Source organism: Paraburkholderia aspalathi (genome assembly GCF_905220735.1).
GTDB lineage: Bacteria > Pseudomonadota > Gammaproteobacteria > Burkholderiales > Burkholderiaceae > Paraburkholderia > Paraburkholderia aspalathi.
Genome location: NZ_CAJNBA010000001.1, coordinates 452915 through 466980, shown reverse-complemented (window position 1 = coordinate 466980; position 14066 = coordinate 452915). Strand labels below are relative to the sequence as shown.

The window sequence follows — 14066 nt, the reverse complement described above, 5'->3', positions numbered from 1 at the left end:
GCCTGAAGTTACGGTTGCGCCGGCGCAGCCTTGATTTCATTTTTCGCAATAATATTTTTGCTGTCATAAAGCCTGTTGCGGCACGACTAAACTCATCGAGTCTTCGCTTGCTGGCGGGCACATGTTCAATACCAATTCGCTTGCGCAGGAACGTGCGGGAGAATGGCGCACACGTCCGGGAACTGCGCGAGGAAACCCACCCGTCTATGAACCACAACGATCCAGAAGAAAACGCGCGGCAACCGCGAGCGCGGCGATGGAGCCTGCCATGGCGCAAGTAAGCGGGCCGGCGCTCGATGATCCCGTTTATCTGACGCAATTGCGGCGCGACCTGTTGCGCTTCGCCCGTTTGCAACTGCGCGATGCCGCTGCCGCCGAAGACGCCGTCCAGGAGGCTCTGGCCGCCGCCTGGACACAAGCCGACCGGTTTGCCGCGCAATCGGAGCACAAGACGTGGGTGTTCGGCATCCTGCGGCACAAGCTCATCGACACCTTGCGCGCCCGGCAGCGCACGGTGAATCTGTCGGCGCTCGAATCCGAAATCGACGGCGAGACGCTGCTTGATCGTGAACTCTTCAAGGACAACGGCCACTGGTCACGCGAGAGCAAGCCGCAACCATGGCCGACGCCGGAAACCGCGCTGCGTCAGCAGCAATTCTGGACCTTGTTCGAGATGTGTCTGGAACACCTGCCCGAGCACATCGGGCGCGTGTTCATGATGCGCGAATTTCTCGATCTCGAAACCGAAGCGATCTGCGCCGAACTGCAGATGACCGCCAATCACTGCAGCGTGCTGATCTACCGCGCGCGGCTGCGCTTGCGCACTTGCCTGAGCGAAAAGGGCCTATCCAGAGAGGATGCGAATGGGGAAGTGTAAGCACATCACGCGGCTATTATCAGACGCGCTCGACCGCCGTTTGACGACCGGCGAATGGGTCGCGATCCGGCTGCATCTGCCGACTTGCAGCGGCTGCCGCAATTACCGCAAACAGATCCGGCTGCTCCGCGTGGCGGCGCGCACGGTGAGCGGGATTGCGACGCCGGGCGCGGGTGGTGGTGAGGATTGAGGTGGCGCCTGTTAGCGCTCGCCGGGTGGCGTGTTCCGGTAGCACTCGAAGAAGCTTGCGTGTGACGCTTCGTCGATGGAGACGGGATGCGCTTGGGCACCGGCCGGATGTTTGGCCAGCTGCGCGCGCGTGCGGATCGGCCGATGCTGAAAATTGCCGCCACAGTTCGGACACACGTTGCGCAGCGTGCTGAGCGCACACACTTCGCAGAAAGTGCATTCGTACGTGCAGATCATCGCGTCGGGCGCGTTCGGCGGCAGTGATTTGCCGCATCCTTCGCAGGACGGTCTCAGTTCAAGCATGGTGGCTCCGGGTCGGCAGGGAAGCGAAGCGCGGGACTGCGCCTCGTCTGTGTCGAAGCAGTGTAAGTGGATCGGGCCATGTGGAATTGACAGCCAGGCGTCAATTCCTGCCACCGCTTGCGATCCTTGGGCCAGGCTCAGGTCAACACGGTCCACAACGCGAACGTCAAGACGAGGCCGACGACGGATACGATCGTCTGCAGCACCGACCAGACCATCACCGTCTGCTTCAATTGCAACCCGAAGTACTCGCGCACCATCCAGAAACCGGCATCGTTCACGTGGCAGAAGAACACGGAACCTGCGCCGATCGCGAGCGCCATCAGCGAATTGTGCGTCGCGCTGAGGCCCGCGACGACCGGCGCGACGATACCGGCGGTCGTGGTGGTCGCAACCGTCGCGGAGCCGGTCGCCTGCCGCAGCGCGACAGCGATCAGCCACGCCAGCAGAATCAGCGGCATGTGCGCGCCGACCGCGATCTTGCCGATCGTCGTGCTGATGCCGGCCACCACCAGCGCCTGCTTGAGGCCACCGCCGGCACCGATGGTCAGCAGCAGCGCCGCGATCGGCGGCAAGCTCTTGCGCAGAATGCCGCCGACCCGGTCGCGTGCCATGCCGCGCGACCAGCCCAGCGCGACTACCGCGAATAGCACGGTGAGGCCGAGCGCGACCAACGGCTCACCCAGGAAATTGAGCGCGTCGAACAGGAAGGTTTCGGGTTGCAGCAGAAGTTTGGCAACCGTGCGGCCGAGCATCAACACGACCGGCAACAGGATCGTGATGAGCGAGATCGCGAAACTCGGCGGCTCGCCGGTGCTTTGTTCCGCGGTGAACAGCTTGCCCATTTCTTCCGGCTCGACCACGTGCATCCGCTTCGACAACCAGATGCCGTAGACCGGTCCCGCCAGAATGACCGCCGGAATGGCAACGATCAGGCCGAGACCGAGCGTCAGACCGAGATCGGCATGCAGTGCGCTCACGGCGATCAGTGGACCTGGGTGCGGTGGCAACAGGGCGTGCAATGTGGTCATGCCGGCGAGCGCGGGAATCGCAATCCGCAGGATCGGCTGCTGCGAACGGCGCGCCATCACGAAGATGATCGGCACCATCATCACCAGGCCGACTTCAAAGAAGAGCGGCAGGCCGACGATGATCGCCACCAGCGCCATCATCCACGGCAGCGTACGTGGCGTGGAATGTTTGAGGATGGTTGAGACGAGCCGGTCAGCGGCGCCCGATTCGGCCATAAGCGCGCCGAGCATCGCCCCGAGCGCGATGATGATGCCGACGTCGCCGAGCAACGCACCCGCGCCTTTGCTGAATGCGCTGGCTACTGCTTCCAGCGGCAGACCAGCCGAAAAACCCGCCGCGAACGTGCCGACCAGAATCGACAGAAACGGTGCGAGCTTCAGCACGCTGATGAATACGATGATCAGTGCGAGCCCGAGCACGCACGACAAAATCAGTTGAGTGTCGTGGGATGACCACGGCGCGAGTGTTGTCGTCAGATGCACGATGTCCCTTTTCCGATTGACGCAGCCGCGACTGCGCGCGGATGACGGATTGTAGCGGGGCAAGGTGACTTGACGCAGTCAGACACGCAGAGCGGGACCGCTGGGGTGTCCCGCCCCCTCCGGCGTGATTTGCTTATGCGAATTTATCGGTTCGTCCAGGCTTGCAGACGAATTATCGTCAACGCTAATCGGTCCGTTTCGCGTCCGTCTTTTTAACGAGCACTTTTATGTCCCGTCATCCGTTGCTCACGCGCCGCACGTTTATCGCCGGCGTGGGCGCCTCGCTGGCCGCCGCGGCCTTACCCGTTGTCTCCACGTCAGTCTTCGCCGCGGATGCGCATGCGAAGGAATTTCGCATCGGTTATCAGAAAGCGGCCAACACGCTCGTATTGCTGAAGGCGCACGGCACGCTCGAAAAGCAGCTCGCACCGCTTGGCTTCACGGTCAAATGGACTGAGTTTCCCGCCGGCCCGCAGTTGCTCGAAGGATTGAATGTCGGCGCGATCGACTTCGGTTATGTCGGCGAGGCGCCGCCGGTGTTCGCGCAGGCGGCCGGCGCGAACTTCGTCTATACGGCGTATGAAATCCCGACGCCACATGCCGAAGGGATCCTCGTCCATCAGGACGCGCCGATCAAAACGCTCGCCGATCTGAAGGGCAAAAGGATCGCGTTCAATAAAGGTTCGGACGTTCACTGGTTTCTGGTCGCCGCATTGCAGAAGAGCGGCGTGAAGTACAGCGACATCCAACCCGTCTTTCTGGCGCCCGCCGATGCGCGTGCGGCCTTCGAACGCGGTGCGATCGACGCATGGGCGATCTGGGACCCGTTCCTCGAGGCGGCAAAACGCCAGTCGAATGCCCGCTTGCTGGCCGACGCCGAAGGGATCGTCAGTCACCATCAGTTCTTCCTGAGCGCGCGGCCGTTTGCGGAGAAAAACGGTGACGTGCTCGCGATCGTGATAGATGCGGTGAGTAAAGAGGGCGAGTGGGTGCGCGGGCACTACAGCGAAGCCGCCGCACAGCTTGCGCCGATTCAGGGCCTCGACGCGGGCGTGATCGAAGCGGGTTTGCGGCACTATGCGCACATCTACAAACCCATCGACGCGAGTGTGCTTGCAGAACAGCAACGTATCGCGGACACATTCAGCGAGCTGCGCATCATCCCGACAAAGATCGTGACGAAGGACGCTGCATTGGCTGCCAAGGCTTAGGTCGCTTCGGCTCGGGTCACGTAGATCGCGATGCTTCGACGCCTAGGCGAATAGCGCTTCGACATTTTCCGGCGGCCGGCCAATCACGGCTCGCCCGTTCCGCACGACGATCGGTCGTTGCAGAAGGATCGGGTGCGTTTCCAATGCTTCGTATAACTGAGCGTCGCTCAGTGTGGTGTCGGAGAGGCCGAGTGTTTTGTATTCGGCTTCGGTGTCGCGGATCATCTCGCGGACTGTGCAGCCTAACTGCGCGTTGAGTTGCTTCAACTGCGCGGCCGTGAGTGGTTGCTTCAGGTATTCGATGATTTCCGTTGGTTCGTTGGCGCTGTTGTAGGTGGTGGCGATCAGGTCGCAGGTAGCTCGCGATTTTGAACAACGGGGGTTGTGGTAGATGGTGATCATAGTTGGGTGAATGGTGCTTGTGTTGGGTGCGGGGTGTTTTTTGGTGGGGGATTTTAGCGGGTGCGGGAGTTGGGTGGGGCGATCGGGTTTGTTGGGGCAGGAACGTGACGTTGTCTGTTGGTGATGATGTCGTTCGGTTTATGCGCATAAAGCGCCTGCCGGAAGTTGTCGAGCTATCGCCGGGTGGCTTGGGCCGCTCTACTGAAAGCGTCAACCCATGTTGGTTGAGCCTCCCCCTTTGTATGCATGGACACGAGGCTTCGTGCAGCAGCCAGCCCCACCTCCGTGCCGTGCCGCAGGATCATGCATCGATCCCTACACCCCCCAGCAACGGCGGCTCCATGCTTGAGTCACGCCCGAAAAGTTTATGCGCATAAAGGTGTCTATGCGTGACGGCTCGCGGGGCACGAGTGTGGCCCGAATATGCCTCGACGCCGCCAACAGTTGGGGCCTGTAAAAGCGATGTGACGCAGCAACGCCAACCCTAAGTAAGCGGCACGGCGTCGAATCCCAGACTACCGATACACCACGACCCATACCCGTGGGCGCAGCTTCGCATCGCACCAGATCCAGTAGCGAACTCCCCCTTCGATACCTCACAGCGTCTGACACCTTCCCGGTGCCGCAAACCTATCGCCGTTGATCCGCTTCGCACCCGCTGCGCTTTTGCTCAGCCATGCCACAACCTTTATGCGCATAAACCTATCCCGTTCGGCTAATTCTTCTCGCGTTTACACAAAAACGATTGAAATGCGAATTCATCCAGGTAAAATCCTTTTGCGTCTAAAAAGAGGAGGTGAAGATTGGCAGCAGAAATCATCGCGGTAACTCAGCAGAAGGGTGGGGTCGGGAAGAGCACAATCGCGATGCACCTCGGGGCTGCGTTCCATGAAAAAGGCAAACGCGTCCTCGTCGTAGACGCAGATGGTCAAAACACCCTGGTCCATTGGGCCAGCGCATCATCAGACGGCGAAACCGGCATTCCCTTCCCAGTCGTCAACCTCTCCGAAGCCGGCAGCCAGATCCATCGCGAGATCAAGAAGTTCGTGGCTGACTACGACATCATCGTCGTCGACTGCCCACCCTCCATCACCGAGAAAGTGTCCGGCGTCGTGTTGCTCGCGGCGAGCGTCGCGATCATGCCAACGTCGTCGTCGCCCGCCGACTATTGGTCGAGCGTCGGGCTGGTGAAACTCGTGCAGCAGGCCCAGGTCATGAACGAGGATCTGCGCGCCGTCTTTCTGCTGAATAAGACCGAAGAGAAACGGATGCTGACGCGCGAACTGAAGCGTGCGTTGGAAGAGCTCGGTTTTCCACTGCTCAAGACCCAGATCCCGACGCGGGAGGCCTACAAGCAGGCAATGGCCTTAGGGCAGACAGTGCTTCAGATGAACGATCGCGGCGCCAAGCTCGCCGCCATCGAAGTACGGGCGTGCGCCAACGAGATCGCAGCCCTGCTCCCCTGAATTTATGCGCATAAAGGACCCTGAATGAAACCCTCCCAATTCGCCAAAGGCTTTCAAGCACGTCCTGATACGACTAGCAGCGAAAAGCGAACCGCTCTCGACCGCCTGAACGCGATCGACGGTTTGGTCAAGAATGGCGCCCCAACTGGCGATGTACCGAACCGCGTCATCCAGCCTGTCCTTTCCCAGGACGTCACCGAACTCGAAGCGGCGGATATCGCTAATGAGTCGGCGGCCTACCGTGCCTGGCGGATCGAACACGCTTACCGGCCGGGCCAGGTCATCGAACTCGCGCTCAAGACGATCAAGCCGAGCCCGTTCAATCCGCGCCATTTCTATCTGAAGGCGTCGATTGCCGAGCTTGCTGTCAATCTGGCGAAGCAGGGCCAGCAGCAGGCAATTCACGTCATCCCCGATTACGACAACCCCGGCACCTATTACGTCAGCGACGGCGGCCGGCGTGTGCGAGCGCTTAAAGAAGCGAACAAGGAATCGGTGAAGGCAATCGTCATCGATCTGCCGATCGGCATCCAGAGCTATAAGCTCGGCTACGACCTCAACGTCCAGCGCGATTCGCAGACCGTGTTCGACAACGCCGTCGTCTGGAAACGCTTTCTCGACGATCGGCATTTCCAGAGCCAGAAGGAGCTCGCCGAACATCTCGGACTGGACGAGTCAACCATCGCGGTCGCCCTGTCGATTGCGAAGCTACCCGAGGCGGTGATGCATGAGATGGTCGCAAGGCCTGACCGCTTTGGTTCGAACATGGCGTATCAGGTGGGCCGCTATCACACTGCCCGCGGCGCCGACGCTACGCTGCGCCTGATCAACAAAATCCTCTCCGACGACCTGAGCACGCGACAGGTCGCGGACATCGTCAAGGGCAGAGCAAGCGCGCAGGAAAGCACCAAGCCGGCGGGTCGGCAGCGCTATGCGCAGCGTTTGGAAATCAAGCTCGGCGGCGTCTCGGTCGGCGATCTGAAATCGTATGGAGACGATCGAATCGAACTGCGCCTGAAGGGCCTCACCCGTGAAAAGCGTGACGACATCCTTCGTCAGATTGAAAAGATGCTGAAGTAACAGTGGGGGAAGTATCAGCAGGAAAAGAAACGGCGGCACACGAAAGTGGCCGCCGTTTTTCTTGATGCGATCTTGCTGATTACGCCGCGCGCGACTGGCTCAGCGTGAAAGCGAGCAGATCACCATCGGTGGGTTCGCCCCAGGTTTTGCGAGCCAGCCAATCAAAGAACGCCGTTTCGACGATCTTCGAATCCAGTCCGCGACGGCGCCAATCGTCCCGCATGTGTGTGCCGAGATCCGGTAACACGTCGTCCTCAAACGACTTCCGCGCGATCTCCCGCTCCGACTCACCTTGCTCGTCGTAAAGCTCGCGCGCTTCCTTGCGACGAACCGCCGAGTACTCGCCGAGCAGCCGCGCTTTCAGGTCGTCCGCCGGCGCAGCCACCGCGGCTTTACCGCCGCTACCGGAAGCCAGCGCCTCGACCGGCGGCGCATAGCCCTTCTTCAACGCATCCTTGAACAGAGCCGGCGCGCTACGCACAGCGGGCAAGGACGTGCTGCGCATACGTTGCTCAGTCATCTGCAGCGCCGCGCGAATGCGGTTTTCTTCGCTATCGGCGTACAGTGTTTGCGCTTCTTTCAGCGGAATGCCGATCTTCACCATCCGGTCGACCAGGGTGCTGTCGAATACATTCGGGTGTTCGTCGAGTGCGAGCATAGGCTGTTTGCGCTCGGTCACGCGGAACTGAATCTCGGCAACCCGCCGTCCTTCCCGGTGCTCGATCAACTCGACAAAGATGTTGGTGACCGCATTTACTTCGGCGATGGCCGGGCGCAGGTAATCGCGCTTGAAGTACTTGTACTCGCGCTTCGCCTCATCACCCGCTTCGGTGTCAGGCGTGCCCGAGAGAATAGGGCGCCACCATTCCCATGTTTCGCGCATCGTCAGATGGCTCGGGTTGGTCAGGTAGCGAACGCAAATCTCGTAAAGTGCGAGCCCCGCGCTACTGCGCAACTGGCTCTGGAACTGCAGACTCAACCGCGCATACTGAACAGGATCGAGCAGCTTCTTTTTGATCTTCGGCGCAAATGAGAACTCCACCCACACACGGCGAGTGGTGGGATCTTCAAGAATTTCCGCGTCGGCAATCAGCGTGGAAATACCCCATTTCCGACCCGGCTTCTGGCTGGACGTGCCGGTACTCCATTCGACCTGCACCGACACCATGCGCCGCAGGTGCTCTTTCACGAGCGCCGTGTCGTTCGAATCGAATGCGGAATTGGCGACGATGTCAGACAGCAAGGCCCGATACGTATCGCCGGACTCATCGGCTTGCTGAGCGACGGCAAGGAGAACGTTGAACAGCTTGCGGGTGAGGAGCGTGATCTTGCCGCTCTTGGGCTGGATGGCGATCGCCTCAACGGCCTTGCGTAATTCGGCCGAGCTCGGGCTGACTACATCTGTCTTCTTCGCGCGCTTCGTGGCCATGCGTCTGGTCGAGGAGGGATTTGGCGAGAGCATACCGGCTGTGGTGATACGCGTCTATAGCACGGGTCTCACCGTTCCCGGTGAAGTGAGTTTACGAGGCACAACTCACCTCGAGCAACTCCCGAAAACCCTCACCTCACCCGTTTCGCGCCAGGTTCAGGGCATCCTTACAGGTCGCGGCCTCCAGAAAATTGACCCATTTCTGACCTGCCGCGAACCGGAGCTATTCGATCCCGAATCTTCTCACCTCAAAAAATTTTCGTGAATTTTGGCTGCACGCACGTAGCGAGCGAGACGCACTCGTACTCGATCGGTGGCTTGGATGCACTTTTGCCGATTTCAGCGGATAGGGGAGGGGAGAAACCCGACAAGCGCGCCGAGCCTCCTCCCTAAGCAGGCACCACGCCGAAGCCCGCCGGCACGCATATGTGTCGATTGCGGCCATGTGGCCATCGATGCACAGATGCACACGGCAATCGCCGCATATTTGATTGAGCAAATGGCCCGCGAACCTGGCGGCAAGACATCTGATTCACGCGGCAGTGAGATCCGAGTCGCGAGAATCTCCCCCGAAAAAGCTCACCTTAACGCTAGCTGAGCGCTTGGAACGACGCGGCCTCCAGACCTGGGGCGCTGAAAAAACACCGATAAATAGTCCCGAAAAGCCTCACCTATGAGTCCGAATCAGGCCTACGCAGCGCATGAAAAAGACCCCCCGAAAAACCTCACCTTTGCGCAGCGCACAAAAATTATCCAATGATTTCATTGACTTATCAGATCGTTATTCACCGAGCCATGGGCACGCGCTCCCGTATATCCTCACCTTTAACAGCTTTTCAGTGAAATTCGACGTTTCCGGTCGCAGCCCAAAGGGCCCCGAAAAACCTCACCTTAAGATTTTCGCAGCCACAAAATCAGAATGACTCTGACAGCGTCAGTAGGGCTTTTCCGGCCCGTTGCAGCGATTTCGGTCCTGTATTTCCTCACCTTAGCGAAGACAAACGTCCCAAAAGGCTCCCGAAAAATCTCACCTCAGGCCCAAAACAGCCTTTTTGGCGAGTCGGCCATCGCCTCGATCCAGGTCTCCCGAATTCGCTCACCTTTCCGCAAAGGGTGATCGACGACCTCATCGGCGCACCGAACCGAATTTCGACCGAAATCAGCTTCAGCTCCCGCAAACCCTCACCTTAAGCGTCCAAATGCACAAAATTGAGGCAAAAATGACCCCTCGGCCCCGGAAAGTCTCACCTTCGGTTCGCGTTTTCTCCTGTCTTGACTCACCAATGGGGTTAACGAGGCCAAAATAAGGCCGAAAATTGGCGGCCGCGGTGGTCCCGAAAGCGCTCACCTTAAGGCCCATCGAGATCCGCACCTACTTTTGAGTGCTGCCGGGCGATCCCGGTCGCTCAGGTCCCGCAAAATCTCACCTTTAGCGAAACCACACTTTTGGGGCAGCTCCTGAACCCGCTCACGTTCTGTCCCGGACCTGCTCACCGAGGCCCCCGAACCTCATCACTCAACACTCCCGCAAGACCTCACCACCTCTCCCGTAAAGCTTCACCTTGCCGGGCTGGAACGCCCACCTGGTAAGGGTTTGCCATGGCGTTAACGTTTTTAACATGGGTTCAAAGGTGTTTACTTTTATTACTCTCTAGACTTTCCCCGCGCGTCCTTCGGACAAGACTGCTTCACCCCAACCGCTCCGATGACGCCCGCGTGAAACAGTGAGCGATCAAAAAGAAACTGCCGAAACTTCTTTGTTTACAACAACTTATTAGCTAGTCTTCGTTTTGTTTCACGGAAAAACCAAGCTCGCTCCGATCTTGTGAGCTACCAGCAACGTCAAAACACGCCAATTGGCTAAATAACACTCGTCCCCAACAAATACGTAGCAAACAATACGTAAATTGTTATGATTCATCCAATTCGAGCGACATCGAGGTATACATGAATCTGGACCAGGAACGGCAAGCCATCCGTGACGAGCTTGAATCGTTGAGGGCTAGCGGAGCACGGCGGCAAGAACTATCGCTGCATGCTTGCAAACGACTTTTCTTCGATTTGGGCATTCGCCCGTCCATGGCGGCCGTCCGCGACCTGACACAAACAGGCAGCGCAAGTGACATCCCAAAGGACATCGACCACTTCTGGGAACGGATCCGAACGGTGTCGCGCGTCAAAGTTGGCGCCGGCGCTATCCCGAAAGCGCTGGAAGATCGCGCCGGAGAATTATTAGGCGCCCTTTTCGAAGAAGCCGTCGTGCATGCCCGCTCTACCCTCGACAACGAACGCGAGGAAATTCGCGCCCAAGTCACCCTCGCCGACCAACGCGCACGGGAAGCGGAAATTCGCTGCGACGTTTCGGAAGAAGCGATCAAGCGCAGCGAACTCAGAGCTGAAGCCGCGTGGGAACGTGTTCGCGCACTCGAGACTGAGCTATCCAACGCCACCACACATGGGACCGCTCACCAGGAAGGCTTGCAGGCCACGGTCCGTCGACTTGATGGCGAAAACGAAACGTTGCGCCAACGCCTAGATACCGAACAGGCAACTAACGCGGCGCTCCGCGACCGGATCGATGCGTTGCATGTCGAATTGCGCCAAAGCACCGAACACTATGCGCAACAGATCAAGGACGCCGTCGCCGAAGCCGAGCGCCGTGTGAAGCCAATGCTGGTCGAACTAGATTCCTTGCGCAGCATGGCTGCCACCTACCAATCGGGGGTGCGTGACGCCAGCCGCAAGGAATTCGAGTTTATTCAGCAGCTCGCTGCGGCCAAGGCGCGCGGCGATCGGCTCGACGCGCAACTGCGCGAACAGTCGGATGAAGTGGATGTTTTGACGAAAGAAGTCGCGGCACTGCGCGGCCAGCAGGACATCGATCCCGCCGTCGCGAACCTGTTGTGTTCGCTGGTCGAAGCCGGCAGGCTCACGACCGACGAGCTATCAGCGATCGGTACTGCGGCGGACGGCCATGTCACGTTGCCGCTGCGTTGCCCAAAATGTGAGGAAGGTGAGCCCGAGTTGTCGCAAGTGGATCACCGCTTCGAGCTGCAGTGTCCGGAATGCGATCACTCATCAGGACCCGGCGAATCAAGGCTGGAGGCGGTTAGCCGGTTTTTGTCGAGTGGCTCGATTGCAGCGTCGGCGTGACCCTCGGCGCACGCGTCATAACGGATAAATCGCCAAAGGTGAGGAAATTCGGGACCTGATTGGTGAGTATTTTCAGGACCCGTTCACTCACCCTTTCCTCGTCAAACGCCCGTCACGCCTAGGCGCGGGCAATGGCGGAGCAGCTGGATCCGGTTCATCCACTGTTGGCGAATCCTGCTGATCCAGCCACCTTTGCCATGCCCGGTACAAACGGTTGGCAGACACGGCCTGGACAAATCCCAGCCATTGCCCGACCTGTTCCGCCTCAACTCCACTCTCGAATAGATCTGCCGCGAAGGTGTTGCGCAAAGTTTGCGGACTGGCGCGTGAGGCTCGGGACGCGGCGATGCCTGCGGCGTCGATCAACGCATCGACGCCGCGCAGCATGGTCGCCTTGTGCATTGGGCGTCCTGAAGGCGAAGCGGGAAAGACCAGATTGCCGGCCAGTTCGGAAAGGCGCCGTTCCGCAAGCCAAGCGTCGAGAACGGCCGCCGCGAAGGGTGCGAGCCGGGTACGGCGCGTCAGCATCGGATTCGCGGACTCGATTGTGACCCACGGTGAGCCAACATTCACGCAACTAACCGTAAGTGCTGCCGCTTCCCCGGTCTTGATACCGCCGCCGAGAAACACAGCGATCAACGCGCGGTCACGCCGCTCTCTCCAGCGCTGCGCCATGGACAAAACCGGCAACGGCGAAAACAGATGCGCAATGAGCGCTGCGCGTTCTGCATGATTGAGAAACCCGGTCGGCTCGTTATCGCGTGCATTCCGCCATGCTGCTTCGCCATCCTGAGCAATGAAGCGTGCAGGATTGGTCGACGCGGATTCGATTTCGCGCACGTGATCCAGCACCCGTTCAATGAGCCGCAAATACCGGACACGTTGCGGTTTTCGGATCTCAAGGCCGCCCGCGAATTCGGCGATGGTTTGCGTATCGACCGTGACCAGACTCTTTTGGCGAACAGCAAGCCAGTCGAGGAAAAGCCCCCACTGTGCTTGATAGACTTCAGCAGAAGAGCGTCTGAAATGTTGCTTGGCAAGCCACGCGTCGAACGCGATTTGCGGATCGCGGCGCCAGTCTTCCCGTTCCTGATCGAAGAGATCGGTTGACGGTGCAGGGCGTGGAACCGGGTCGGACAGATTAGGAGGCGACATAGGCTATTCTTCCGTTAGTTGCGCATATTGTAGGTGGCAACCGATGAAAGTACAGCGCTTGGTCAGTCGCCCCATGCCCGTGCGTGCTTTAGCGGCGCGTCTTTAGAAGCCGGTTGTGCGGCTCGGCGTGCCGCCTCTTCATAGGCCGAGACCGCGAACGCAAACACTGCAGGCAATGCCGTGGATGTACCGAAGTCCACCGCCTCGTCCGTTTCCGGATAGGGCAACTCGGACGGCCGTTGGAACAGCCCGAGCATGATCGCGTCGTGCCGGCTGGCAAACCCGAGGTCCGCCAACGCTTCGGCTTCGATTGCATGAAGCAGGCGCCACGAGAGCGGCACCTGCTGGACGATGTAGCGCGCGGCGATGTTGCGCACGATGTGTTCAAGATCGCGCGCCGCGGTTTGATAGCGCAGCGCGGCCAGAGCATGCTCGGCTTGTTCGGTGGTCAGGTCGTTCATTATCGGCTCCAGTCGACACCCTGTACTGTACAAATATACAGTGTCTCGCGCAACCTCGGCCGAGCGGACAATTCAGTCCAATTCAGACATCAACCTGCAACGGTGCGCCTACCCCTCAGCCGTGAATCACCACTAGCAATGCTTTCGCCTCGCCCTTTCCGGCGTTGCGGATTGCGTGCGGCTCGTCGGCGACATAGCGCGCGGTGTCCGCGGCCTTGAGCCGCTTCGTTGCGCCCGCCGCCTCGATCTCTATCGATCCTTGCAGCACCGTCAAATGCTCACGCGTGCCGGGTTCGTGCGCGTTCGACACCAGCGCCCCACCCGGCTGCAACGTCAACTCGTACCACTCGAACTTGCCGGCCAATTCGATCGGACCCCAGACTCGCAACTGATACTTGGCCTCGTGCCCGCTCAAAGTCGGGATGTCGTGCGGACCGGAGACGGCAATCGCCTCCGGCGCCTTCTGCGGCGCGAACAGTGAATCGAGGCTGACGCCGAGGGCGTTCGTCAGACGCCACGCGACCGCGATCGTCGGATTGGCCTTGTCGCGTTCGATTTCCGAGAGCATCGATTTCGACACGCCCGCCGCGCGCGACAGGTCGTCGAGCGTCATGCGCCGTTCGGCGCGCAGGCGCTGAATCTGCTCGCCGACGCGAGGCGGCGCAGCGATCGCCGGGACCGGACTCGCGCCTGAAATGGGTGCCGCGCTGGCTGCTGCGCGGCGGATTCCCGAACTTGCCATTTACTGACCTATCGTTTAGAGTTGTTCGACATACCGGATTTTAGTTCGGAAAAACGAAAATATCCGATAAAACTGACAGCCGAC

General features: G+C 59.7%; 13 protein-coding genes. 6 read left to right on the top strand and 7 right to left on the bottom strand.

Annotation, left to right across the window (positions count from 1 at the left end):
- The first annotated feature begins 268 nt into the window (after nucleotides 1-268).
- Nucleotides 269-877, top strand: a complete 609-nt coding sequence (locus KHO30_RS01935) for an RNA polymerase factor sigma-70 (protein ID WP_054034290.1) — start codon at nucleotides 269-271, stop codon at nucleotides 875-877.
- Nucleotides 864-1067, top strand: coding sequence for a zf-HC2 domain-containing protein (locus KHO30_RS01930; RefSeq protein ID WP_093634333.1), 204 nt, complete (start codon nucleotides 864-866; stop codon nucleotides 1065-1067). Before KHO30_RS01935 ends, KHO30_RS01930 begins: the two co-directional genes overlap by 14 nt.
- A gap of 11 nt (nucleotides 1068-1078) precedes the next feature.
- Here KHO30_RS01930 and KHO30_RS01925 read toward each other — a convergent pair whose 3' ends face one another.
- Both KHO30_RS01925 and KHO30_RS01920 read right to left on the bottom strand, forming a co-directional pair.
- Nucleotides 1079-1369 (bottom strand): DUF1272 domain-containing protein, encoded by a 291-nt coding sequence (locus KHO30_RS01925; RefSeq protein WP_093634334.1) that lies wholly within the window; start codon nucleotides 1367-1369, stop codon nucleotides 1079-1081.
- A gap of 137 nt (nucleotides 1370-1506) precedes the next feature.
- On the bottom strand, nucleotides 1507-2883 hold the full coding sequence (locus KHO30_RS01920; protein WP_093634335.1) for a GntT/GntP/DsdX family permease: 1377 nt from the start codon (nucleotides 2881-2883) through the stop codon (nucleotides 1507-1509).
- Between the two features lie 227 nt (nucleotides 2884-3110).
- Here KHO30_RS01920 and KHO30_RS01915 point away from each other — a divergent pair, with 227 nt between their 5' ends.
- Nucleotides 3111-4094, top strand: coding sequence for a sulfonate ABC transporter substrate-binding protein (locus KHO30_RS01915; protein ID WP_211699860.1), 984 nt, complete (start codon nucleotides 3111-3113; stop codon nucleotides 4092-4094).
- Between the two features lie 42 nt (nucleotides 4095-4136).
- Here the strand turns inward: KHO30_RS01915 and arsC are convergent, their stop codons facing one another.
- The gene (gene arsC, locus KHO30_RS01910; protein WP_200620608.1) at nucleotides 4137-4496 is read right to left on the bottom strand and encodes an arsenate reductase (glutaredoxin); all 360 of its coding nucleotides are present in this window, start codon (nucleotides 4494-4496) and stop codon (nucleotides 4137-4139) included.
- 803 nt (nucleotides 4497-5299) lie between these two features.
- Between arsC and parA the strand changes: the two genes are divergently transcribed.
- The gene (parA, locus tag KHO30_RS01905; RefSeq protein WP_054034704.1) at nucleotides 5300-5962 is read left to right on the top strand and encodes a ParA family partition ATPase; all 663 of its coding nucleotides are present in this window, start codon (nucleotides 5300-5302) and stop codon (nucleotides 5960-5962) included.
- 24 nt (nucleotides 5963-5986) lie between these two features.
- Nucleotides 5987-7042 (top strand): ParB/RepB/Spo0J family partition protein, encoded by a 1056-nt coding sequence (locus KHO30_RS01900; protein WP_054034705.1) that lies wholly within the window; start codon nucleotides 5987-5989, stop codon nucleotides 7040-7042.
- 79 nt (nucleotides 7043-7121) lie between these two features.
- Here the strand turns inward: KHO30_RS01900 and KHO30_RS01895 are convergent, their stop codons facing one another.
- The gene (locus tag KHO30_RS01895) at nucleotides 7122-8471 is read right to left on the bottom strand and encodes a replication initiation protein (protein ID WP_054034706.1); all 1350 of its coding nucleotides are present in this window, start codon (nucleotides 8469-8471) and stop codon (nucleotides 7122-7124) included.
- Between the two features lie 1947 nt (nucleotides 8472-10418).
- Between KHO30_RS01895 and KHO30_RS01890 the strand changes: the two genes are divergently transcribed.
- A complete protein-coding gene (locus KHO30_RS01890; protein WP_211699859.1) occupies nucleotides 10419-11624 on the top strand; it encodes a DNA-binding protein in 1206 nt (401 codons plus the stop codon).
- Between the two features lie 87 nt (nucleotides 11625-11711).
- On the opposite strand, the gene KHO30_RS01885 is transcribed toward KHO30_RS01890, so the two are convergent.
- The 3 genes from KHO30_RS01885 to KHO30_RS01875 form a co-directional block, all read right to left on the bottom strand.
- The gene (locus tag KHO30_RS01885; RefSeq protein WP_211699858.1) at nucleotides 11712-12779 is read right to left on the bottom strand and encodes a tyrosine-type recombinase/integrase; all 1068 of its coding nucleotides are present in this window, start codon (nucleotides 12777-12779) and stop codon (nucleotides 11712-11714) included.
- A gap of 62 nt (nucleotides 12780-12841) precedes the next feature.
- Nucleotides 12842-13240 (bottom strand): DUF2471 family protein, encoded by a 399-nt coding sequence (locus tag KHO30_RS01880; RefSeq protein ID WP_054034709.1) that lies wholly within the window; start codon nucleotides 13238-13240, stop codon nucleotides 12842-12844.
- Nucleotides 13241-13355: 115 nt separating this feature from the next.
- On the bottom strand, nucleotides 13356-13982 hold the full coding sequence (locus tag KHO30_RS01875) for a helix-turn-helix domain-containing protein (RefSeq protein WP_200653256.1): 627 nt from the start codon (nucleotides 13980-13982) through the stop codon (nucleotides 13356-13358).
- Between the last annotated feature and the right edge of the window lie 84 nt (nucleotides 13983-14066).